20 protein-coding genes and 1 pseudogene are annotated in these 21,689 nt (G+C 74.6%); 13 read left to right on the top strand and 8 right to left on the bottom strand.

What is annotated here, in order from left to right:
* Nucleotides 1-17 precede the first annotated feature (17 nt).
* Nucleotides 18-911, top strand: coding sequence for an NADP-dependent oxidoreductase (locus C1708_RS21485; RefSeq protein WP_106414206.1), 894 nt, complete (start codon nt 18-20; stop codon nt 909-911).
* Nucleotides 912-954: 43 nt separating this feature from the next.
* Here C1708_RS21485 and C1708_RS21480 read toward each other — a convergent pair whose 3' ends face one another.
* Nucleotides 955-1,152 carry a DUF397 domain-containing protein gene (locus C1708_RS21480; RefSeq protein WP_106414205.1) on the bottom strand — a complete coding sequence of 66 codons (198 nt, stop codon included), beginning with the start codon at nt 1,150-1,152 and terminating at the stop codon, nt 955-957.
* A gap of 7 nt (nt 1,153-1,159) precedes the next feature.
* Nucleotides 1,160-2,011 (bottom strand): helix-turn-helix domain-containing protein, encoded by an 852-nt coding sequence (locus tag C1708_RS21475; protein ID WP_106414204.1) that lies wholly within the window; start codon nt 2,009-2,011, stop codon nt 1,160-1,162.
* A 209-nt stretch (nt 2,012-2,220) separates the two neighbouring features.
* On the opposite strand from C1708_RS21475, the gene C1708_RS21470 reads away from it, so the two are divergent.
* Together C1708_RS21470 and C1708_RS21465 are read left to right on the top strand one after the other, a co-directional pair.
* Complete coding sequence (locus C1708_RS21470; protein ID WP_106414203.1) at nt 2,221-2,652, top strand: ATP-binding protein; 432 nt, start codon at nt 2,221-2,223, stop codon at nt 2,650-2,652.
* A gap of 76 nt (nt 2,653-2,728) precedes the next feature.
* The gene (locus C1708_RS21465; RefSeq protein WP_106416414.1) at nt 2,729-3,061 is read left to right on the top strand and encodes a hypothetical protein; all 333 of its coding nucleotides are present in this window, start codon (nt 2,729-2,731) and stop codon (nt 3,059-3,061) included.
* A 27-nt stretch (nt 3,062-3,088) separates the two neighbouring features.
* Here C1708_RS21465 and C1708_RS35175 read toward each other — a convergent pair.
* Nucleotides 3,089-3,242, bottom strand: a pseudogene (locus C1708_RS35175) (EamA family transporter); the annotation flags it as partial.
* Between the two features lie 219 nt (nt 3,243-3,461).
* Nucleotides 3,462-3,797 carry a beta/gamma crystallin domain-containing protein gene (locus tag C1708_RS21455; RefSeq protein WP_157951285.1) on the bottom strand — a complete coding sequence of 112 codons (336 nt, stop codon included), beginning with the start codon at nt 3,795-3,797 and terminating at the stop codon, nt 3,462-3,464.
* Nucleotides 3,798-4,219: 422 nt separating this feature from the next.
* Between C1708_RS21455 and C1708_RS21450 the strand changes: the two genes are divergently transcribed.
* The 3 genes from C1708_RS21450 to C1708_RS21440 are packed head-to-tail and all read left to right on the top strand — an operon-like array spanning nt 4,220 to nt 7,027.
* Entirely contained in the window at nt 4,220-5,083 is an 864-nt protein-coding gene (locus C1708_RS21450; RefSeq protein ID WP_241911303.1) for a CPBP family intramembrane glutamic endopeptidase, read from the top strand.
* 26 nt (nt 5,084-5,109) lie between these two features.
* Complete coding sequence (locus tag C1708_RS21445; RefSeq protein WP_106414200.1) at nt 5,110-6,330, top strand: sensor histidine kinase; 1,221 nt, start codon at nt 5,110-5,112, stop codon at nt 6,328-6,330.
* A gap of 4 nt (nt 6,331-6,334) precedes the next feature.
* Nucleotides 6,335-7,027: a response regulator gene (locus C1708_RS21440; protein WP_106414199.1), complete on the top strand. Its 693-nt coding sequence runs from the start codon at nt 6,335-6,337 to the stop codon at nt 7,025-7,027.
* 167 nt (nt 7,028-7,194) lie between these two features.
* Here C1708_RS21440 and C1708_RS21435 read toward each other — a convergent pair whose 3' ends face one another.
* The 3 genes from C1708_RS21435 to C1708_RS21425 form a co-directional block, all read right to left on the bottom strand.
* A complete protein-coding gene (locus C1708_RS21435) occupies nt 7,195-7,470 on the bottom strand; it encodes a hypothetical protein (RefSeq protein ID WP_106414198.1) in 276 nt (91 codons plus the stop codon).
* 68 nt (nt 7,471-7,538) lie between these two features.
* Nucleotides 7,539-9,644 carry a 4-alpha-glucanotransferase gene (gene malQ, locus C1708_RS21430; protein ID WP_106414197.1) on the bottom strand — a complete coding sequence of 702 codons (2,106 nt, stop codon included), beginning with the start codon at nt 9,642-9,644 and terminating at the stop codon, nt 7,539-7,541.
* Between the two features lies 1 nt (nt 9,645).
* The gene (locus C1708_RS21425) at nt 9,646-9,921 is read right to left on the bottom strand and encodes a hypothetical protein (protein ID WP_106414196.1); all 276 of its coding nucleotides are present in this window, start codon (nt 9,919-9,921) and stop codon (nt 9,646-9,648) included.
* A gap of 265 nt (nt 9,922-10,186) precedes the next feature.
* Here C1708_RS21425 and C1708_RS21420 point away from each other — a divergent pair, with 265 nt between their 5' ends.
* Nucleotides 10,187-13,063, top strand: coding sequence for a glycoside hydrolase family 84 protein (locus C1708_RS21420; protein WP_106414195.1), 2,877 nt, complete (start codon nt 10,187-10,189; stop codon nt 13,061-13,063).
* A 181-nt stretch (nt 13,064-13,244) separates the two neighbouring features.
* On the opposite strand, the gene C1708_RS21415 is transcribed toward C1708_RS21420, so the two are convergent.
* Nucleotides 13,245-13,781 (bottom strand): HNH endonuclease, encoded by a 537-nt coding sequence (locus tag C1708_RS21415; protein ID WP_106414194.1) that lies wholly within the window; start codon nt 13,779-13,781, stop codon nt 13,245-13,247.
* A gap of 314 nt (nt 13,782-14,095) precedes the next feature.
* Here C1708_RS21415 and C1708_RS21410 point away from each other — a divergent pair, with 314 nt between their 5' ends.
* The 6 genes from C1708_RS21410 to C1708_RS21385 all read left to right on the top strand — a co-directional run bounded on the left by C1708_RS21410 (nt 14,096) and on the right by C1708_RS21385 (nt 21,655).
* Entirely contained in the window at nt 14,096-15,181 is a 1,086-nt protein-coding gene (locus tag C1708_RS21410; protein ID WP_106416413.1) for a mechanosensitive ion channel family protein, read from the top strand.
* Between the two features lie 223 nt (nt 15,182-15,404).
* Nucleotides 15,405-16,619, top strand: a complete 1,215-nt coding sequence (locus C1708_RS21405) for an ROK family transcriptional regulator (protein ID WP_106416412.1) — start codon at nt 15,405-15,407, stop codon at nt 16,617-16,619.
* Between the two features lie 49 nt (nt 16,620-16,668).
* Nucleotides 16,669-17,925, top strand: a complete 1,257-nt coding sequence (locus C1708_RS21400; protein WP_106414193.1) for a 6-phospho-beta-glucosidase — start codon at nt 16,669-16,671, stop codon at nt 17,923-17,925.
* Nucleotides 17,916-18,884: an N-acetylglucosamine kinase gene (locus tag C1708_RS21395; RefSeq protein ID WP_106414192.1), complete on the top strand. Its 969-nt coding sequence runs from the start codon at nt 17,916-17,918 to the stop codon at nt 18,882-18,884. Before C1708_RS21400 ends, C1708_RS21395 begins: the two co-directional genes overlap by 10 nt.
* A gap of 231 nt (nt 18,885-19,115) precedes the next feature.
* Nucleotides 19,116-20,561, top strand: coding sequence for a GlnX family signal transduction membrane protein (locus tag C1708_RS21390; RefSeq protein ID WP_106414191.1), 1,446 nt, complete (start codon nt 19,116-19,118; stop codon nt 20,559-20,561).
* A 38-nt stretch (nt 20,562-20,599) separates the two neighbouring features.
* Nucleotides 20,600-21,655, top strand: coding sequence for a glutamate ABC transporter substrate-binding protein (locus tag C1708_RS21385; RefSeq protein ID WP_198602555.1), 1,056 nt, complete (start codon nt 20,600-20,602; stop codon nt 21,653-21,655).
* The last annotated feature ends 34 nt before the right edge of the window (nt 21,656-21,689 follow it).

Raw genomic sequence — 21,689 nt, 5'->3', positions numbered from 1 at the left:
GTGTTACGGTCGCCGGCATGAAGAAAGTGAGCTACGCCGAGTTCGGCGGTCCCGACGTCCTCCGTCTCATCGACGCCGAAAAGCCCCACGCGGGCCCGGGAGAGATACGCATCGCCGTGCGAGCGGCCGGGGTGAACCCCGTCGACTGGAGAATCCGCGAGGGCCAGATGCGCCCCGCCCTCCCGGCCGCACTGCCCGCAGGGGTCGGACAGGACGCGGCCGGAGTGGTGGACGAGGTCGGCGAGGGCGTCGAAGGGGTGGCGATCGGTGACCGCGTGTTCGGCGAAGGCGCCGACACCTACGCCGAGTTCGCCGTGCTGCACGCCTGGGCCCGGATGCCCGAGGGCCTCTCCTTCGAGGAGGCGGCCGGCTATCCGTCCGTCATGGAGACGGCCCTGCGCGTCCTGAGCGAGTGCGGTGTCCGTCCCGGACAGACGCTGCTGGTCAGCGGCGCGTCCGGCGGAGTCGGCTCGGCGGTGCTGCAGATCGCCCGCGACCGCGGCATCACGGTGATCGGCACGGCCGGGGCGGCGAACCTGGAGTACCTGCGCAGCCTGGGCGCGCACGCCACGACGTACGTGGACGGCTGGCCGGAGCGGGTGCGGGCGTTCCGCCCGGTGGACGCGGCCCTCGACCTGGCCGGCGCGGGCGTCGTCCGCGATCTCGTGGAGCTGGCCGGGGACCCGGCCAAGGTGGTCTCCATCGCCGATCCCACCGCCCCGGACCTGGGCGTCCGCTTCTCCAACGTGGCGGGCAGCGTACCGGACGCCCTGACGGAAACGGTCCGCCTCCTCGAACAGGGCAAGCTCCGCATCCCGGTGGAGAAGGCCTACTCCCTCACGGAGGCGGCTTCCGCCCACATCGACAGCCGGGCGGGGCACACGAGGGGGCGGCGAGTGATCGTGATCTGACGCGCGTGGCGGGGCCGGCGGCCCGTTGAGTGCCGTCGGCCCCCTACGACAGCCCGCCCGGCCGCTTCAGCGCGTCCACGAACACGGCGAAGGCCGGGGCAGGCACGGTGAGGATGCCGCGGGACGGCGCCTTGGAGTCACGGACGGCCATCCGCGCACGGAGCGACGCCACCTCCACGCAGGCGTTGCCGTCACCGCTTCCTGAGTACGAAGACTTGCGCCAGCGGTCGGGAGTAAGCACCGGATCCTCACAGCTCCTTGGCCAGTCCATGGATGAAGTCACGCGAGCGCAGCGGATCAAGTGAAACCGCCTCCACTCTATGGAAGAGCATTCGGAAGACAGCGAGCCGCGCTTCCGAATCCACGAGGACGATACCGTCCGGGCCGTCGCGGACCACGGTGTCCAAGCGCGGCACAGCGCCGCCCGCATACACCATGGCCGCCGTGACGTCCGCGAACTCCTCCAACTCGAAGGGGATCACCCGCACGGTCACGTGCTCGGCCTCCGACAGTTCCAGGATTCGCGCGAGTTGACCGCGCATGACCTGCCGACCGCCCACTCTGATCCGCAGCGCCGCTTCGTGGACCACGGCTCGGTACGGGGTCGGACGTGGACCCTCGATGATCACGCCCCGCTGCATGCGATGCCGCACCCTCAGCCCGAGCTCGTCCTCCGGAAGCTCGGGGACCCTGCGGGAGAACAGCGCGCGGGCGTAGTCCTCGGCCTGAAGAAGCCCAGGCACGTGCAGGAAGTCGACGTCCCACCGGAAGGTGGCGTGATGCTCCAGTTCGGACAGGTCCAGGAACGCCGTGGGGAGACGGCCACGGTATTCCTCCCACCAGCCGCGCACCCGGTCGGACACCATCGCGGCCAGAGCGTCGACCAACGCGCTGTCCGCGCAGGCATAGTAGGCGGCCAGCCGTCGTAGCCGCTCTTCGCTCACCCCGGTCGTACCGGCTTCGATCTGGCTGATCTGTACTGAGTTGACGCCGAGCAGTGCCGCCGCCTCACGCGCACTGAGGCCCGCTGCCTCACGAAGCCGCCGAAGCTCCAGGGCCAACCGCAGCTGACGCGCGGTTGGTTCGCGCCTGGTCCCCATCGACGCCTCCTCGCTCAAGCGCTGCGCACGCGACTCGTTCGGGTGTCAGATTACGTGACCCGCTTGTCTCGGGTTAAATCTAAGGTCTACGTTCGGTCACGCATCAACCACGTTGTGCACCCGGCCGCGGAAGCGCACCGCTTCGTCCTGCCCTGACGAGCGGCAATGACACCGCCGCCGACACCTCCCCACCGACGCGAGGAGTCCGCATGCCTGAAAACGAACCGTGGGAGTACTCCCTCCACGTCCCGAACGACCCCAGAGCCGTGCCCGTCTGCCGCCGCACCCTCCGCCTCATCCTCACGGTGCACGGCTTGATCGGGCTGGCCGACGTCGCGGAACTGCTGGCGGCGGAGCTGGTGTCGAACGCCGTGCGCCACACCAAGAGCCCGGCGGCACTGCGCGTGCGGTGGTCACGCACGGGCGTCCTGCGGATCGGCGCGTGGGACGCCGACCCCTCGCCTCCCGGGCCGCCCCAGCCCTTCACCCCGGAACCCGACCGCGAGGACGGACGAGGGCTGGCGCTGGTGCGGGCCTGCGCCGACGTGTGGGGCTGGCAGCCGCTGACCAGGGAGGGCAACCGGGGCAAGGTCGTGTGGTGCGAGCTGGGTTCGCACCAAGGGGGTGTCGACGCGATCTGATACAGACGTCCCGACGCCCCGAGGAGGAACCGTGCCGTACACCCCGGAACAACAGCTCATCGACGCCAAGGCGCAGATGGATCTCCCGCGCATCGTCGCCATCTGCGGATCCACCCGCTTCATGGCCGAGATGGCCGAGGCCGATCTGCGGGAGACCGCAGCCGGGAGGATCGTCGTCAAGCCGGCCTGTGACATGAAGTCGCCGCACGGACTCCGGGCCGATCCCGGCGGGGCGGAGGCGTTGAAGGTCCGGCTCGACGCTCTGCACCGGGCGAAGATCCGGCTCGCCGACGAGGTGCTCGTGGTGGGTGACCACATCGGGGACAGCACCCGAGCGGAGGTCGCCTACGCCCGGTCGCTGGGCAGGCCCGTGCGGTTCACGCACCCCGACGTCGACCCCGACGGCTGACTCCGGACGCGCAGCCGGGTCGCCGGCGTCCAAGGCGGGCGGAGCGCCCTCGGTGAGGAACGCGAGCGGGGGGCAGCAGGCCGCCCGCGGTCAACCGCCGGCCGGTGAGCGCGAGGAGGCCGACGCCCTCGGGGCAGCCCCACTTTCTCGTGAGCACCGTGCCCGCGGAGACCGCCGCCGAGTGCGAGCGGGACGGGACGCGGCGGGCGAGCGGCACGCGGCCACCGCGCGGGCGTGGAACGCGCCCTGCGCGCAGGCGGCGGACGCGGCGGCGTCGTCGGCGTAACGCCGACTCCCGTCGAGAAGGGGCGCCCGGCTTCCGGGCGCCCCTTCCGTCAGGTCACGGACCGAGGCGGAACGTGGGCATGTCCCGCTGTGCGACGGTCACTTCGTCCAGGTGTCAGAGGATGCGCAGCCGCGTGATGGTCTTCGGGGTGCCGTCGACGATGCTCTTCTTCTGCCACTTGCCCATGCTGATCGTCTCGCCGTCGGACACGAACCGGATGTTGTTGTTGCCGGAGGAGACCTGCGTGACGTACGGCAGGGTCAGGTCCATCACGCCGGCGTTGGCGAAACAGGTCATGGCCAGTCCCTCGAAGTACGTGACCTTGACCAGGTCGGTGCGATCGCCGCACGGCGTGCCGTTGATGGCTGCTGCCGAACCGGCCGGCAGGGCGGCCGTCAGGGCTCCCGTCGCGAGGGCGCCGACGATGACTCGCTTGAGCGAGCGCTTCATTGATGTGCTCCAGTGGTGCATGTGTTCAGGATGTGAGCCGGGGATGAGTCCCGTCCCGCATGATCAGACGCGACCCCGCACCGCAGGGTTGACGCCCTGTCGAACAAGAGGCGCGTTCCCCGTCCGCTCGCCGCTGTCGCGCTGAACGCCGGAGCCGTGTCGGCCCGTTGGAGACGCGTCAGCCCCCCGTCGAGCGCCGCCCAGCCCACCACCACCGCCGTCAGCGGGGACAGCTCCGTTCCGGTGCGCGCCACGGCCGCGTCCCGTGGGGAACGGACGGGGACGGACGGCGCATCCCCCTTGAGAGCTACAGGAGTTGTCCCTGCGCGGGTGATTCGCGGATCGGGGCCGATTTCTAGCGTGGTCGTCAGGTCGCGGCAGGTGCGACCACGATCGGGAAGGCCACCATGGGGACGACATCCGTGACACAGCACGCAGCGGGCTCCGGCCCGGACGAGGACCGCGACGGCGGAGGCGGCCGGCTCCGCCGGATCACGCGCTCCCCGCTCGGCTGGATGCTGACGGGCATGGCCGGCATCGGCCTGGTCTCGGGCCTGACGGCGACCGGACCCGGCCCGGTTCCGGTGCTGGGCGCGGCCGCCGCGGTCGGCGTGTACTGGCTGGTCATGCGCCGGGTGGCACGGCGCTCCACTCCGGAGATCGCCCGGTCCGGGGCCGGCCGGGAGGCGCTGCTGGGCGGCGGCATCGGTCTGGGCTTCGTCCTCGTCTCCGCTCTGCTGATCACGGCGTTCGGGGGCTATTCGTTCTCCTGGGCGGACGACGGCCTCCTGTCGGTCGTGGGGACCGCGGTCGCGGTGCAGGCCGGCGCCGCGGTGACCGAGGAGCTGATGTTCCGCGGTCTCGCCCTGCAGGCCCTGGAGCAGCTGTGGGGCAGCCGGGCCGCCCTGGTCGTCACCTCGCTGTTCTTCGGTGTCGCCCACCTGGGCGCCGAGGGCGCGAACCTGTGGAGCGGACTCGCGATCGCCGTGGAGGCGGGCGTCCTGCTGGGAGCCGCGTTCCTGTGGCGGCGTAGCATCTGGTTCGTCGTGGGGCTGCACTTCGCCTGGAACACCACGGTGCAGTTGCTCGGCATCCCGGTCTCCGGGCACACCTCCGAAGGCCTGTTCACCGTCGACGTCCACGGCTCCGAGCTCCTGACCGGCGGCGCCTTCGGCCTGGAGGGGTCGGTCGTGCCCGTCCTCATCGGTGTGGCCCTCGCCGCCCCGATGCTCGTCCTCGCCCGCCGCAGCGGCCGGATCACCACCCGCCGGCGCACGAGCCGCTGACACAGCCCGACCGGAGGAGAACGGACATGACGGCCCGTCGGGCGCCCTGGAGCCTCCCCCTGCTCCGGGCGCCGCTCGATCGGTGGCGCGAGCGGGACGCCCTCCTCAAGGACGGCGTCCTCGCCCTGACGCTCACCCTGCTGTCCTTCGTGCCGACCCTGTCGGCCGTCGGCGCGCAGATCGGTGATCTGCCCGAGCGCCCGGTGGACGCGCTGGGCGTCGGGCTGGTCCTGGCCCAGACCCTGCCGCTGGCGGTCCGCCGCAGATGGCCGGCGGCCGCTCTGGCCGTCGTCGCGGGCGCGTTCGCCGCGCACCAGGCGCTGGGCTTCGCGACCACGTTCGCGAGTATGGGGCTGTATCTGGCGCTGTACTCCGCCGGGGCCCACCAGGTGCGCTTCCGCCGTGGTCTGGCCGCCGTGGCGAGTGCGGGCTACGCCGTGCTGGCCGTCGTCCTGGACCGCCTCGGCTCACCGCAGTCACTGCCGGACTACCTCGCGTTCTGGCTGGTGCTGGCCGCGGTCCGGACGGTGGGGAGCACGGTGCGCGGGCGGCGGAAGGGGGAGGCGGAGCGGCGGCGGCTGGCCGCCGAGGCGGCCACGGCCGCCGAGCGGGCGCGGATCGCCCGCGAGCTGCACGACGTGGTCACCCACCACGTGACGGCCATGGTGGTCCAGGCCGACGCGGCGCAGTTCCTGCTCACGTCCGCGCCGGACCGCGCCGGCGAGAGCCTGACGGCCGTCAGCGACACCGGCCGCCGGGCGCTGACGGAACTGCGGTACCTGCTCGGTGTGCTGGAGGCGACCGGCGAGTCGGCGTCCGCGGACCTGGCGCGTGCGGACCGGGCGCCCGCCCCGGGGCGGGTGGGGGACCTGGTCGAGCAGGCGCGCAGATCGGGACAGCCGGTCGAGTTCGGCGAGGAGGGCGAGCGGCGGCCACGGAGCGTGGACGTGGAGCTGGCCGCGTACCGGGTGGTGCAGGAGGCGCTCACCAACGCCATGAAGTACGCGGCCGGAAGGCCGACACGGGTGCTGCTCCGCCACGGCGACCAGCACATCGGGATACAGGTGACCACCGACGGGCCGGTCGCCGGACCGGTCACGCGCGCGCCGGGCCCCGCGGGCGGACGGGGACTGGCCGGGCTGCGTGCACGGGTGCGGATGCTCGATGGTGAACTGGAGGCCGGTCCCCGGCCCGAGGGCGGGTTCGAGGTCCGCGCCACGATCCCGTCCGAGCCCGTTCAGGAGTGACCCCGTGACCGATGCGCCGCCACCGATCCGTGTGCTCGTCTGCGACGACCAGGCGCTGGTGCGCACCGGTTACGTCACCATCTTCTCCGCACAGCCCGACATGGAGGTCGTCGGGGAGGCGGAGAACGGCCACGAGGCGGTCCTGGCCGCACAGCGGCTGCGTCCCGACGTGGTCGTGATGGACGTACGGATGCCCCTGCTCGACGGCATCGAGGCGACGCGGCGACTGGCCGGTCCCGACGTCGAGGACGCGCCGAAGGTCCTGGTCGTCACCACGTTCAACGTCGACGCCCACGTCTACGACGCGCTGCGCGCCGGGGCGAGCGGCTTCCTCCTCAAGGACGCGCCCCCCGCGGAGCTGGTCAACGGCATCCGGACCGTCGCCCGGGGCGAGACGCTGCTGGCGGCCGCCGTCACCCGCCGCCTGATCGGCCACTTCGCCCAGCACCTGCGGCCGGCCGACACCTCCGTGCCCGGCAGGCAGGACGTCGTGCGCGCGCTGACCCCCCGCGAGCTGGAGGTGTTCCGGCTGATCGCCGAGGGGCTGTCGAACGCGGAGATCGCCGCGGCGATGTTCATCACGCCGGAGACCGTCAAGACCTACGTGTCACGGATCCTGGCCAAGCTCGGCCTACGCGACCGCGTCCAGGCCGTCGTCCTCGCCTACCGGGTCGGGCTGGCGTCCGGCACGCCGTGAACCGACCGGCGCGGACGTGACGCCGCGCGGGCGTGCGTCCGGCCGCCGCCGCCCGAGCGGTGCGGGCGGTGCGGACGGTGCGGACACGCCGAAGGACGCCGGCGGATGCCGGCGTCCTTCGGGAAAGCGGGTGCGGACCGCCCGGGCGGAGCGAGCGTGCCCCGGGGTCAGGCCTTGGCGTCGGCCTTGGTCCGGATGTTGGAGCTCGTCGGGTCCTTCTTCTGGTGGGACTTGTCCAGGGCCATCACCAGACCGGCGATCACCACGAAGAGCCCGATCGGGGCCAGGACGTAGAGGCCCAGCGTCTCGATGACGCTCAGGCCCGGGCCGGGGTCGTCGCCGTCGTCGCGGGTGAGGGCGAGCGCGGGGGACGACATGAGCAGCATCATCAGCGTCGTACCGGCTGCCAGGGCGCCGGCGCGCAGGGCGTTCTTCTTGTCCACGGTCCCCAAAGTATCGAACGCGGTCGGGGGCCGCGCGCCCGGGGTGCCGTACGGGCGCGCGGCCCCGCTCAGCCACCGGGCGCGGCGCCGGCGCGCAGCACGTCGGCCAGCGCCCGCAGCCGGGGGGACGCCGCCAGGTCCTCCAGCGTCACCGGGCGCCCCTCGGCGTCGGCGACGGGCAGCCGCCAGTTCGGGTACTCGTCCGAGGTGCCGGGCAGGTTCTGCGGACGCCGGTCCCCGACGCCGTCCGGCAGCCACACCCCGACCATGCGGGCCGGGGTGCGCAGCAGGTAGCGGTGGACCGCCTGGACGCCGGCCTCCTCCCGGGAGGCGTCCGCGCCGCCGGCCGTCCCGCCGTCCGGGCCGGGCAGCAGGCCGAGCCGCTCCAGCAGCTCCAGCCACTCCCGCACGTCCGCCGCGGCCTCCGCCCGTTCCTCGGCGAGGGGCCGGGCGAGCAGGCCCAGGCGGTCGCGCAGTTCCACGTGCTCGCCGGTGAGGCGGGCGGCGGTGGACGGGAGGTCGTGGGTGGTGGCCGTGGCCAGGCAGTCGGCGCGCCAGCTCTCCGGCGGCAGCGGCCGGCGGTCGCCCTCCCAGTCCCGCTCGAACCACAGCACCGACGTGCCGTACACCCCGCGGTCGCGCAGCGCCTCGCGCACCCCGGGCTCGACCGTCCCGAGGTCCTCGCCGATCACCGGCGCCCCGGCGCGGGACGCCTCCAGGACGAGCACGGCGAGCATGGCCTCGGCGTCGTAGCGGACGTACGTCCCCTCGGTGGGCGGGCGGCCCTCGGGCACCCACCAGAGCCGGAACAGGCCCATCACATGGTCGATGCGCAGGGCGCCCGCGTACCGGAACAGGCCCCGCAGCAGGTCGCGGAAGGGGGCGTACCCGCTCTCGGCGAGGCGGTCGGGGCGCCAGGGCGGCAGCCCCCAGTCCTGGCCGCGCGCGTTGAAGGCGTCCGGGGGCGCGCCGACCGACATGCCGGGCGCGAAGTGGTCCTGCTGCGCCCAGGCGTCCGCGCCGGTGGGATGCACGCCGACGGCCAGGTCGTGCACGATCCCCACCGGCATCCCGGCCTCCCGCGCGGTCCGCTGGGCGGCGGTGAGCTGGGCGTCGGTGAGCCAGACGAGCCAGGTGTGGAAGTCGACGCGGTCCCGCAGCTCCTCGCGGGCGCGGGCGGTCCCCGCCGAGCGGGGGTCGCGCAGCGGGGCGGGCCAGCGGCGCCAGTCGGGGCCGTGCGCCTCGGCGAGCGCGTACCAGGTGGCGTGGTCCTCCAGGGCCTGCCCCTGCTCGGCGCGGAAGGCGTGCAGGGCGGCGGCGCGGCCGGGGCCGAGCGGGACCTTCCGCACCAGTTCGAGGGCTTCCCGCTTGGCCTCCCAGACCGCGTCCCGGTCGATCAGCTCGCCCTTGGCGAGCACCGCCTCCCGCAGCCGGGCGCCTCGCTCCAGCAGGGTGTGCAGCCGCTCGCGGTCCTCGACGTGCGCGAACTCGGGCACGGCCTCGACCCGCAGGTGCACGGGGTCGGGGAAGCGGCGCGAGGAGGGGCGGTACGGCGAGGGGTCGGTCGGGGGGCCGGGGACGGCCGCGTGCAACGGGTTCACCTGCACGAACCCGGCGCCCAGCGCGCGTCCGGCCCACCCGGCGAGCTCACCGAGGTCGGCGAGGTCGCCCATGCCCCAGGAGCGCCGGGAGAGCAGGGAGTAGAGCTGCACCAGCAGTCCGTACGAGCGTCCCTCGGGGGCGGGCAGCCGGGGCGGCGCGACGATCAGGCGGGCGCGTGCGGTGCGGCCGTCGGGGGCGGTGGCGGTCAGCAGGTGCACGCCGGGCGGGAGGCCCTCGGCGGACGGGCGCGTGCCGCCGTCCTCGGTGCGGATCTCCAGCCGGGTGCCCTCGGGCAGCGCGGCGAGCGCGCCGGGCGGGCGGGCGCCCCAGCCGACGACGGTGGGGGGCAGCAGCCGCTCGCCGATCTCCTGCTCGCGCGCGGCCAGGGCGGCGCGGACGGCCTCCTCGGTGGACGCGTCGACGCCGAGGGCGGCCAGCGCGAGCGTGACGGCGGTCGTCGAGGCCGGGACGGTCGTGTCCGGGGAGGGGCTGTAGGAGGTGGCGACGCCGTGCAGGGCGGCGAGCCGGGACAGCGCCTCGGTGGGGGTCCCGTCCGGCCGTGGCGCGGTCACCCTAGGGCTCCGGGTGGTACTGGGCCGGGAAGGGGTCGAGTCCCGCGGGGTCCGAGAGGTCGGAGAAGGCGTCGGACTCGCTGGTCAGCGGGGTGGCGTCGGCGAGCGGCGGCTCGCTGGTCAGGGGCTCCGCGTCGGGGAGCGGGGGTTCGCTGGTCAGGGGGGCCTCGGCGCCGGTGCCCTCGGCGCCGACGACGCAGTCGTAGGGGTCGCGGGCGGAGTGCTCCGCCACGGGTTTGGACAGGACCGGGGGGAAGACGTATGCCGCTGCAGCCACCAAGGGCCTCCTCGTCGAGCCGGGCGTGCGGGTCATCTCGCAGCCCTACCCAGTGGACGCGAGCGCAGACGCACAAAGTCGTTCAACGTGAACCTGGTCACATTCTTCCCCTCCATCGTCACTCCACAGGGGGACAAACGCGTCACAACACCCCCTCTGATTGACACGTTCGCTCCGGGAGTGGTGGGGTCGGGGCGTCTCGGTAACGGAATGGACACGGCCGCCGGTCGTAGGCCGGCCGGTCCCGGGGATCAGGAGGGGCCTCGTGCAGTTGTGGCGTGGCAGAACGGCGACCGCGCGGAGGGCCGCACTCGCACTCGCCGTGCTCGCCGGATCCCTGGGCGTCGCCCCCGCCGCGACGGCCGTGCCCGCGCCCGGTCCGGCCCGGTCGCCCGCCGCCGACCCGGCCGCCGCGGACGTCCCGCCGGTGTGGCCGCGCCCGCACTCCCTGCGCGCGAACGGCGCCCCGGTCCGGGTGACCGAGGAGGTCGCCCTGGCCGCGGAGCGGGGAGCGGACCCGTACGCCCTGGAGGCGCTGAAGGACGTCCTGCGGGAGGCCGGCGCGCGCCGGTTCACCGACTCCGGCGCACCGGTGCCCGAGGGGGCGCTCGTGGTGCGCGCCGGCAGCGAACGCGCCTCCGCCGACCCCCGTCGCGCCCTCCCGGCGGGCGGCTACGCCCTCACCGCGGGCGACGGCTCCGTGACCCTGGCCGGGGCGGACGGCGACGGCCTCTTCCACGCCGTGCAGACCCTGCGCCGCCTGGTCCGCCCGGACGGCACGATCACCGCCGCCGTCGTACGGGACTGGCCGGGCACCGCCGTGCGCGGGATCACCGAGGGCTTCTACGGCACCCCGTGGACGCACCGGCAGCGGCTCGCCCAGCTCGACTTCATGGGCCGCGCCAAGCTGAACCGGTACCTGTACGCGCCCGGCGACGACCCGCACCGGCAGGCCCGCTGGCGCGAGCCGTACCCGGCCGAGCGGCGCGCGGAGTTCCGGGAGCTGGCCGAGCGGGCCGCCCGCAACCACGTCACCCTCGGCTGGGCCGTGGCGCCGGGACAGGCGATGTGCTTCTCCTCGGACGACGACCTGCGGGCGCTGACCCGCAAGCTGGACGCGATGTGGGCGCTGGGCTTCCGGGCCTTCCAGGTGCAGTTCCAGGACGTCAGCTACAGCGAGTGGCACTGCGGGGCGGACGCCGAGCGGTTCGGCTCCGGCCCCGAGGCGGCCGCCCGCGCCCAGGCGCACGTGGCGAACGCGGTCGCCCGGCACCTGGACCGGCGGCACCCGAGCGCGCCGGCGCTGTCCCTGATGCCCACCGAGTACTACGAGGACGGCTCGACCGCGTACCGGCGGGAGCTGGCGCGGGAGCTGGACGACGGCGTCGAGGTGGCGTGGACCGGCGTCGGCGTGGTGCCCCGCACCATCACGGGCCGTCAACTGGCCGAGGCACGCGAGGTGTTCGCGCACCCGCTGGTGACGATGGACAACTACCCGGTCAACGACTACGCCCCCGGGCGGCTCTTCCTCGGCCCCTACCAGGGCCGGGAGCCCGCCGTGGCCGCCGGTTCGGCCGCGCTGCTCGCCAACGCGATGGAACAGCCCGAGGCGTCGCGCATCCCCCTCTTCACGGCCGCCGACTTCGCCTGGAACCCGCGCGCGTACCGCCCCCGGGAGTCCTGGCGGGCCGCGATCGCCGACCTGGCCGGCGGCGACGCCCGGCGCGAGAAGGCGCTGACCGCCCTCGCCCGCAACACCGCCTCCTCGGTGCTCGGCGGCACGGAGTCGGCGTACCTGCGGCCGCTGATCGAGGAGTTCTGGCGCACCCGGCCCACCGCGCGCGGGGCCGGCGACACGGCGGCGGCCGGGCGGCTGCGCGCCGCCTTCACCGACCTGCGCGAGCTGCCCGGCCGGCTGTCCGGCACCTCCCTCGCCGACGAGATCACCCCCTGGACCGGGCGCCTCGCCCGGTACGGCGAGGCCGGCACGGCGGCGCTGGACATGCTGCGCGCCCAGCAGGCGGGCGACGCGGGCGACGCCTGGGCCGCGTACCGGCGGCTGGAGACCGCGCGCACGGAGCTGGAGCCGGCGCGGGTGACCGTCGCCGAGGGCGTACTGGACCCCTTCCTGAACCGGGCGCGCACGGCGTACGAGAGCTGGGCGGGGATCGCGCACGCGCCGTCCGGGAGCGGCGGCGACGGCGGCGCGCTGCGGCTGGAGCGCGCCCGGGTGCTGGACACGGTGACGGTGCTGACCGACCCGGGCACCACGGGCTCCGTGGAGGTGCGGACGGCCGGCGGGACCTGGCGGCGGATCGGCGCGCTGGCCGCGGAGGGCGCCACCGAACTGCGCGCCAGCGGACGGCCGGTGGACGCGGTCCGGGTGGTGGACGCGGACCCGGAGCGGGTGCGGCACGTGGTGCCGTGGTTCGCCGACGTGCCGGACGCCGTGGTGGAGCTGCCCGGCGACCGCGCGGACGCCGACATCGGCCGCACCCGCACGGTGACCGTCACCCTCGGCTCGGCCCGCCCCGAGGACGTACGGGACCGGCTGACCGTGGACGCGCCGGAGGGCGTCGACGTGCGCGTGCCGGAGGAGCCGCTGTCCGTGCCGCGCGGCACGCCGCTGCGGGTGCCGGTCGAGGTGACCGTGGAGCCGGGCACGCCCACGCGGTCCTACGACGTCCGGATCGGCTTCGGCGGCGCGGCCCGCACGCTCACCGTGGACGCCGTGCCGCCCGTCGGGGGCCCCGACCTGGCCCGCACCGGCCGGGCGGAGTCCTCGGCCGACGAGACGCCCGACTTCCCGGCCTCCGCGGCCAACGACGGCGATCCCGGCACGCGGTGGTCGTCGCCGGCCGAGGACGACGCGTGGTGGCAGGTGGAGCTGGACCGTCCGGTGCGGCTGGGGAAGGTCGGCCTGCGCTGGCAGGACGCGCACGCCTCGGCGTACCGCGTCGAGGTGTCCGGGGACGGCCGGTCCTGGCGCACGGCGGCGGAGGTCCGCGACAGCCGCGGCGGCCACGAGACGGTCCGCATGGACGAGCCGGGCGTCCGCCACATCCGCGTCCAGGGCGAACGGCGCGCCACCCGGTACGGGTACTCGCTGTGGTCGGTAGAGGCGTACGCGGTCGCGGAGTGACCGTTCGAAGCCGCACTGCCCCCGAGCGTCACTCAGCGAGACGGTTCCCGGCCCGGCTCCCTGGAGGGGCGCGCCGCCGAGGCGGCCCGCACGGCCCCGCCCCGCGGCGACGGCGTGGCCGCCCGGCCCGCGGCGCCCGGGACCGCGTGGACGGCCCGGGGCACCGCGCGGACGGCCGCCGTCACGCCGAGATGCCGTCGATCCGCGCCAAGGCGTCCTCCGCCCCGTACGGCTGGAGGTAGGGCAGCCAGCGGGGGTCCCGGTGACCCGTGCCGATGATGCGCCAGGCCAGGCCGGTCGGCGGGGCCGGCTTGTGGCGCAGGCGCCAACCCAGTTCGAACAGGTGGCGGTCGGCCTTCACGTGGTTGCAGCGGCGGCAGGACGCCACCACGTTGTCCCAGACGTGCTTGCCGCCGCGGCTGCGCGGGACGACGTGGTCGACGCTGGTGGCGACGCCACCGCAGTACACGCACCGGCCCCCGTCACGGGCGAACAGCGCCCTGCGGGTGAGCGGGACGGGCCCCCGGTAGGGAACCCGTACGAAACGCTTGAGCCGGACCACGCTGGGTGCGGGGACGGTGACGGTCGTGCTGTGCAGATGGGCGCCGGTCTCCTCGAGGCAGACTGCCTTGTTCTCGAGGACGAGCACGAGCGCGCGGCGGAGCGGTACGACGCCGAGCGGCTCGTACGACGCGTTGAGGACCAGGGCATGCGGCACGGACGGCCTCCTTGTACGCCGGCGGCGCGTGGCTCGCGCCGAGACGATCCGTAGTCAGTCTCCCCTCATGCCTGGTGAACGCGCCACCATGTCCCGGTAACGGGCTGGGAGTGTTTTCGACCACACCCGGCGCCTCCCCGGGATCATGGCCTGTTCACGCGCGGGTGAGCGCGGTCTCTTCTTCACACATTCCGCCGGTCCGCTGACAATGCCCCGTTAGTGTGGGGGCTCCGTCCCCACCGGTGACCTGTTCGTGATCTCCCAGACCTTGACGTCCGCACCGGGGACGGGTCGTGCACCTGGAGGTACCCGCCGTGTCCTTGTCCGCCGTCCTGCCGGCCGCCGACCCCTCACCGACCCCCTCGGAGTCGGAGACGCCAGGAGTCCCCTCGCTCAAGGACGCCCAGGAGAGCGCCACGAACGCGGCCGGCTGGGTCGAGGAGAACTGGTCGACGTGGCTCGCGATCGGGCTGCGGGTGCTGCTCATCGCGGTGATCGCGGTGGTCCTGCGCGTGCTCGTCCGGCGGGCCATCACCCAGCTGGTGGACCGCATGTCCCGCACCGGCCAGTCCCTGGAGGGCGGCGGCCTCGGGGGCCTGCTGGTCAACGCGGAGCGCCGCCGCCAGCGGTCGCAGGCGATCGGCTCGGTGCTGCGCTCGGTGGCCTCGTTCCTGATCATGGGCACGGCCGCGCTGATGGTGCTCGGCACCTTCCAGATCAACCTGGCGCCGCTGCTCGCGTCGGCCGGTGTGGCCGGTGTGGCGATCGGTTTCGGCGCCCGCAACCTGGTCACGGACTTCCTCTCCGGCGTCTTCATGATCCTGGAGGACCAGTACGGCGTCGGCGACACGGTCGACGCGGGCGTGGCCACCGGCGAGGTGATCGAGGTGGGGCTGCGGGTGACGAAGCTGCGCGGCGCCGACGGCGAGATCTGGTACGTCCGCAACGGCGAGGTCAAGCGCATAGGGAACCTGTCGCAGGGCTGGGCGACCGCCAACGTGGACGTCACGGTCCGCTCCGACGAGGACCTGGACCGGGTGAAGGCCGTCCTCAGCGAGGTCGCCGAGCGGACGAGCAAGGAGGAGCCCTGGAACGAGCTCCTGTGGAGCCCGGTCGAGGTGCTGGGCCTGGACTCGGTGCTGCTGGACTCGATGGTGGTCCGGGTCTCCGCGAAGACCATGCCGGGCAAGTCGCTGACCGTGGAGCGGGAGCTGCGCTGGCGCATCAAGCGCGCCTTCGACGCGAACGGCATCCGCATCGTCGGCGGCGCCACGGCCACGGAGGACGCCCCGGCCGCCGACCCGACGGCCGGGATGGCCGCGCCGTCCGCGTACGCCAGCTCGGTGTCGCCGCAGTCGATGGCCGCGTCCCCGCTGCCAGGGCCGAACACCGCCAAGTAGCCGCGGGCCCCACATGTGCGCGGGGGCGGCGCCCGGGAGGTCCCGGGCGCCGCCCCCGCGCACGTCCGGGGGCCCGCTCTTGACGGCCGCTCCCCGGCAGGCCTACCTTCCCCCCGTCCGACAGGAAACATTCCTGACAGTCACCGGAGGACGCCTCGGGACGGACGTCCCGGGCGGCCCGCCGAGAAGCTGTGCGGCCGACGAAGGGCAGGTGGCGCACCCCGTGACGGGAACAGCCGGCACGCCGGGCACCCCCCGCGTCCTGCGCGCCATGAACGACCGTGCCGCCCTGGACCTCCTGCTGGAGCACGGCCCGCTCTCACGCACCCGGACGGGCGAGCTCACCGGCCTGTCCAAGCCGACCGTCTCCCAGCTCCTGGCCCGTCTGGAGGCCGCCGGACTGGTCCTCGCCACCGGCACCACCGAGGGCCGCCCGGGCCCGGGCGCCCAGCTCTACGCCGTGAACCCGGCCGCCGCGTACGCCGCCGGGCTGGACGTGAGCCCGCACCGGATCCGCGCGGCCGTCGCCGACATCACCGGCCGCACCGTCGGCCACCACGAACTGCCCACCCCCGGCCGCCGCCCCGCCGTGCCGGTCGTCCAGCAGGTCATGGACGCCCTGGACGGCGCGGTGAAGGCGGCCGGGCTGACCCGTGCGGACGTCCACCGCACGGTGATCGGCACACCCGGCGCGTTCGACCCGAACACCGGCCGCCTGCGTTACGCCTCCCACCTGCCCGGCTGGCACTCCCCCACGCTGCTGGAGGAGCTGGCGGCCGCCCTGCCGATGCCGTTCGCGTACGAGAACGACGTCAATCTCGTCGCCCTCGCCGAGCGGCGGCTGGGCGCGGCCCGCGGCCACGGCGACTTCGTCCTGCTGTGGAGCCAGGAGGGCCTGGGCGCCGCCCTGGTGCTGGGCGGCCGGCTGCACCGGGGCTTCACCGGCGGCGCCGGCGAGGTCGGCTTCCTGCCGGTGCCCGGCACCCCGCTGGTCCGCCAGGTCACCCAGGCCAACAGCGGCGGCTTCCAGGAGCTGGCCGGCGCCCAGACGGTGCCCCGGCTCGCCCGCGAGCTGGGCGTCGAGGACGTCCCGGAGGGACCGTACCCCGAGGTGGCGGCGGCCCTGCTGGAGCGTGCCGCGTCCCGCCCCGGCGAGGAACCGCACCACACGCTGCTGCGCACCTACGCCACCCGGCTGGCGACCGGCCTGGCCTCCCTGGTCGCCGTCCTCGACCCCGGACTCGTCGTGCTGAGCGGCACCGCCCTCACCGCCGGCGGCGAGCCGCTGCGCGACCTGGTCCAGGGCGAGCTGGCGGAACTGGCCGCCTCCCGGCCGCGGCTCGTGACGGCCGGCGTCCGTGAACACCCCGTGCTGCGCGGCGCACTGGAGAGCGCGCTCGCGGCCACCCGCGACGAGGTCTTCGACACCTCGCGCTGACCCCGCCCCGTCCGAGGGCGTCACCCGCACCGGAGGCAAGGGAGAGCGCATGAAACTCACCGTGGTCGGCGGAGGCTCGACCTACACCCCCGAACTCATCGACGGCTTCGCGCGGCTGAGGGACGTCCTGCCCGTCACCGAGCTGGTCCTGACCGACCCGGCGACGGACCGCCTCGACCTGATCGGCCCGCTGTCCCGCCGCATCTTCGCCCGCCTGGGCCACCCCGGCCGCATCGTGACGACCGCCGACCTGGACGCGGCGGTGGACGGCGCCGACGCGGTCCTCCTCCAGCTCCGGGTGGGCGGCCAGGCGGCCCGCCTCCAGGACGAGACATGGCCCCTGGAGTGCGGCTGCGTCGGCCAGGAGACCACCGGCGCGGGCGGCCTGGCCAAGGCGCTGCGCACGGTCCCGGTCGTCCTGGACATCGCGGAACGGGTCCGCCGCACCGCCCCCGACGCGTGGATCATCGACTTCACCAACCCCGTCGGCATCGTCACCCGCGCCCTGCTCCAGGCCGGCCACAAGGCCCTGGGCCTGTGCAACGTGGCGATCGGCCTCCAGCGCAAGTTCGCCGCCCTCCTGGACGTCGCCCCCGCGGAGGTCCGCCTCGACCACGTGGGCCTCAACCACCTCACCTGGGAAACGGCGGTCCACGTCGACGGCGAGAACGTCCTCCCCCGCCTGCTGGCCGACCACGGCGACGCCATCGCCGCGGACCTCCGCCTCCCCCTCCCCCTCCTGAACGGCCTGGGCGTGGTCCCCTCCTACTACCTCCGCTACTTCTACGCGCACGACGACGTCGTGCGAGAGATGCGCACCAAGCCCTCCCGGGCAGCCGAAGTGGCCCGCGTGGAAAGGGAACTGCTCGCCCTCTACGCAAACCCCGCCCTCGACGAGAAGCCGGCCCTGCTGGCCGAGCGGGGCGGCGCGTACTACTCGGAGGCGGCCGTCGACCTGGCGGCGGCCCTCCTGCGCGACGCGGGCCCGAAGCGCCAGGTCGTCAACACGGCCAACAACGGCGCCCTCCCCTTCCTCCCCGACGACGCGGTCGTGGAGGTCCCCGCGACGGTCACCACCAAGGGGGCGGAGCCCCTCCCCGTGGCTCCGCTCGACCCCCTCTTCGCGGGCCTGGTGGCGAACGTCACGGCCTACGAGAACCTCGCCCTGGAGGCGGCCCTGCACGGCGGCCGCGACCGGGTCCTCCGCGCCCTCCTCGCCCACCCCCTGATCGGCCAGTACGCGTACGCCGACCGCCTGACCGACGAGCTGATCGCGCACAACCGGGAGCACCTCACGTGGGCCTGACCGCGGCCGTCCTCGCCGTCGACGCGGGCAACAGCAAGACGGACGTGGCGGTGATCGCCCCCGACGGCACGGTGCTGTCCACGGCCCGGGGAGGAGGCTTCCGCCCGCCCGCGGACGGCCTGGAGGGGGCCATGACCGCCCTCTCCGCCACGGTCACCGAGGCCCTGGAGACGGCAGGCGTCCCCCGAGCGGCCCACGTCTCAGCCTGCCTGGCCAACGCGGACCTCCCCGTCGAGGAGAAGGAGCTCACCGAAGCCGTCGCATCCCGCGCCTGGTCGGACACGGTCACGGTCCGCAACGACACCTTCGCCGTCCTGCGCGCGGGGGTCCCGGAACCCCGGGGCGTGGCCGTGGTCTGCGGCGCGGGCATCAACTGCGTGGGCCTGCGCCCCGACGGCCGTACGGCACGCTTCCCGGCGCTCGGCCGCATCTCGGGCGACTGGGGCGGCGGCTGGGCCCTGGCCGAGGAGGCCCTGTGGCACGCGGCCCGCGCGGACGACGGCAGAGGCGAAGCGACAGCCCTGACCACCGCTCTCCCCGCCCACTACGGCGTCCCCGGCATGCCCGCCCTGATCGAGGCCCTGCACCTCCACCGCATCCCGCCCCACCGCCGTCACGAGGCAGCCCCCGTCCTCTTCGCGACGGCGGCCCAGGGCGACCCCGTGTCCCGCGCCGTCGTCGACCGCCAGGCCGGCGAGATCGTCACGATGGCGACAGTGGCCCTCACCCGCCTGGACCTCCTGGACGAGGAGACCCCGGTCGTCCTGGGAGGCAGCGTCCTGGCAGCCCGGCACCCCCTCCTCATGGAGGGCATCCGCACCCGACTGGCGACCGCGGCCCCCCAGGCCGTACCCCACGTGGTCACGGCGAGCCCCGTCCTGGGGGCGGCCCTCCTCGGCCTGGACGACGTGGCGGCACCCCCGGAGGCGCACGAACGCCTGCGGGCGCACTTCCCGTAGACGGGCTGCCGCCGCGTACGGCGGGAAGGGGACGGGGCGGGCACCCCGCCGGCAGCCGCGACCTCCCGAAACCGAACGGATTTCCCGGGCGTCTTCCTGGGCAGGGTGGGGTGCGGCGGCCGGAACGTCCGGCCGTCACGCCGCAAGGGCACCAAGATCGTGCCAAGGCCGGTGCGGATGTCGCGCCCGACGGCGATACTTGCCGCGGAGGATGACCCTGGGGGAGGTCAGATGACACACACACCGCGCACGGGCGCACCACCGACACTGCCCGCGATCCCGTCGCAGCCGCCGGCCCCCGCGGCATCCGCCGTCCCCGCCGCACCCGGCCGCGCCACCCCGCCGGCACCGCCCCCCGCACGCCGCCGCACCGCCTTCGCCGAGGGCGTCGACCAGCTCCGCCACGCCGCCACCACGGAACCCGGCCGGCTCCGCGTCATCGGCGCGTTCCTGGCCTCCCTCGTCGTCGCGTTCGGCGCGGTCACCGCCTGGCAGACGACGGACAGGGCCGCGGCCGCCGACGCCGTCCTCACCAGCAGCCAGCCCCTCACCTCGGACGCCGCGGACATCTACCGCTCCCTCGCGGACGCCAACACCGCGGCGAGCAGCGGCTTCCTCGCGGGAGGCCAGGAGTCCGCGGCCACCCGCGAGCGCTACGAACGCGACATCGCGACCGCCGCCGCGAAACTCGTCAACGCCGCGGCCAACGCGGCCCCCGGCTCCCCCTCCACGGAGACGATCACCGAGCTCAACCGCCTGCTCCCCGAGTACAAGGGCCTGGTCGAGCGCGCCCGCACCTACAACCGTCAGGGATATCCCGTGGGCGGCGCCTACCTGCGCTACGCGAACGAGAAGATGCAGCAGGAGATGCTCCCGGCCGCGCAGGACCTCTACACCGAGGAGAACCAGCGCCTCCGTTCGGACTACGCGGACGCCACCCCCCACCCCTGGCCGGCGATCGCCCTCGGCCTGGCCACCCTCGCCGCCCTCGCCTGGGCCCAGCGCCGCACCTACCTCCGCACCCACCGCGTGCTCAACCCCGGCCTGGTGGCGGCGACGGCGGCAGCGGGCGTCGTCCTCCTCTGGCTGACCGCCGGTCACGTCCTCGCCCGCTCGCACCTCGACGCGTCGTACGACCACGGCGTCCGGTCCCTCGACGTCCTGCACGACGCCCGCATCGCCTCCCTCAAGGCCCGCGGCAACGAGAACCTCACCCTGGTCGCCCGCGGCGCGGAGACGAGGAAGGCCGGTGACGAGACCCTCGACGCCTACGACCACGACTTCACCCGCGACATGGACGCCCTCGCCGAGGGCCTGGCCCACGCCCGGCGCCTCGCGGACGACGACACCGGCGCGCAGCCGGTGACCGCCGCGCTGGGCGGCATGACGGAGTGGCGGAAGCGTCACGCGGCGGCCCGCGCGCAGGACGAGAACGGCAACTACCAGCAGGCGCTGGACATGGTGATCGGCGCGAAGGGCACGACGGGCGAATGCTTCGACGCCGTCGACAAGAGCCTGGCGCGGGCGCTGGAGCACGAGGAGGCCGAGTTCGCGGCGGCGGCCGGCGCCGGCCGGGACGCGCTGGCGGGTCTGCCGACGGGGGCGGCGGTCCTCGGCGTGCTGGGCGCGGCGGGCGCGGTGCTGGGCATCGGCCGCAGGCTGTCGGAGTACCGATGAGGGAGCGGCGGACGACGAAGCCGGAGGGGGCCATGACCATGCACGTACGACACCTGCGGGCCCGTCTGAAGGGCTGGGGCGGAGTGGGCGCGATGGCGGCGGCCTGCGCCGTCGCACTCGTCCTGGCGCTCGTCCTGACCTGCACGGGCTCGGTCGCCTCGCGGGCGGACGCGCCCCACCGGGCGGGCGACCGCACCACCCGGGCCCTGACCGCCGACGCCCGCGCGGCCGGCGACTGCGAGGCCCCCGAGAAGCAGACCCTGCCGCCGTCCCGCGCCGACGGCCCCGCCATCGCGGCGATCAAGGCCCGCCCCGGCGAGAAGCGCAAGCTGGTCGTCGGCGTGGACCAGAACAGCTACCGCTGGGGCTACCGCGATCCGAACAGCGGCGAGAGCGGCCGCCTCGAGGGCTTCGACATCGACCTGGTGCACCGCATCGCGGAGGACATCCTCGGCGACCCGGACGCCGTCCAGTTCAAGGCGATCCCCACGGACCAGCGCATCCCGGCGATCCAGGACGGCCGGGTGGACCTGGTCGTCCGCACGATGACGATCACCTGCTCGCGCCTGGAGGACGTGGCGTTCTCCGCCCCGTACTTCAAGACGGGCCAGCAGGTGCTGGCGCCCAAGTCCTCCCCGGTCGAGGGGTACGACGAGACGCTCGCGGACCGGAGGATCTGCACGGCGAAGGGCTCGACGGCCCACGCGAAGCTGGAGGAGGACAAGAGGAGCGGCGTCCTGCCCGCGTCCACGGACATCTCCACCACCGTGCCCAACCAACTGGACTGCCTGGTGCGGCTCCAGCTCGGCGAGGTGGACGCGGTCGTCAACGACGGCGCCCTCGCGGCGAGCCAGGCCGCGCAGGATCCGACGGTGGAGCTCAAGGGCGAGGCGTTCACGACCGAGTACTACGGCGTGGCGATGAAGAAGGACGCGGACGACCTGGTCCGCCGGGTCAACCAGATCCTGGTGGACTTCCGGCAGGACACCGCGGCCGGCTGGCAGGCCTCGTACACGAGGTGGCTCTCCGCCACGCTGGACGACGACCCGTCCGCGTCGAGGCCCCCGGCCCCGGAGTACCGGCGCCGCGGCTGACCACGCCCGTCCACGACCCCGGCTTCGACCCCGA

The organism is Streptomyces sp. DH-12 (assembly GCF_002899455.1).
Lineage (GTDB): Bacteria > Actinomycetota > Actinomycetes > Streptomycetales > Streptomycetaceae > Streptomyces.
This window is presented reverse-complemented; position numbering and strand designations above follow the sequence as displayed.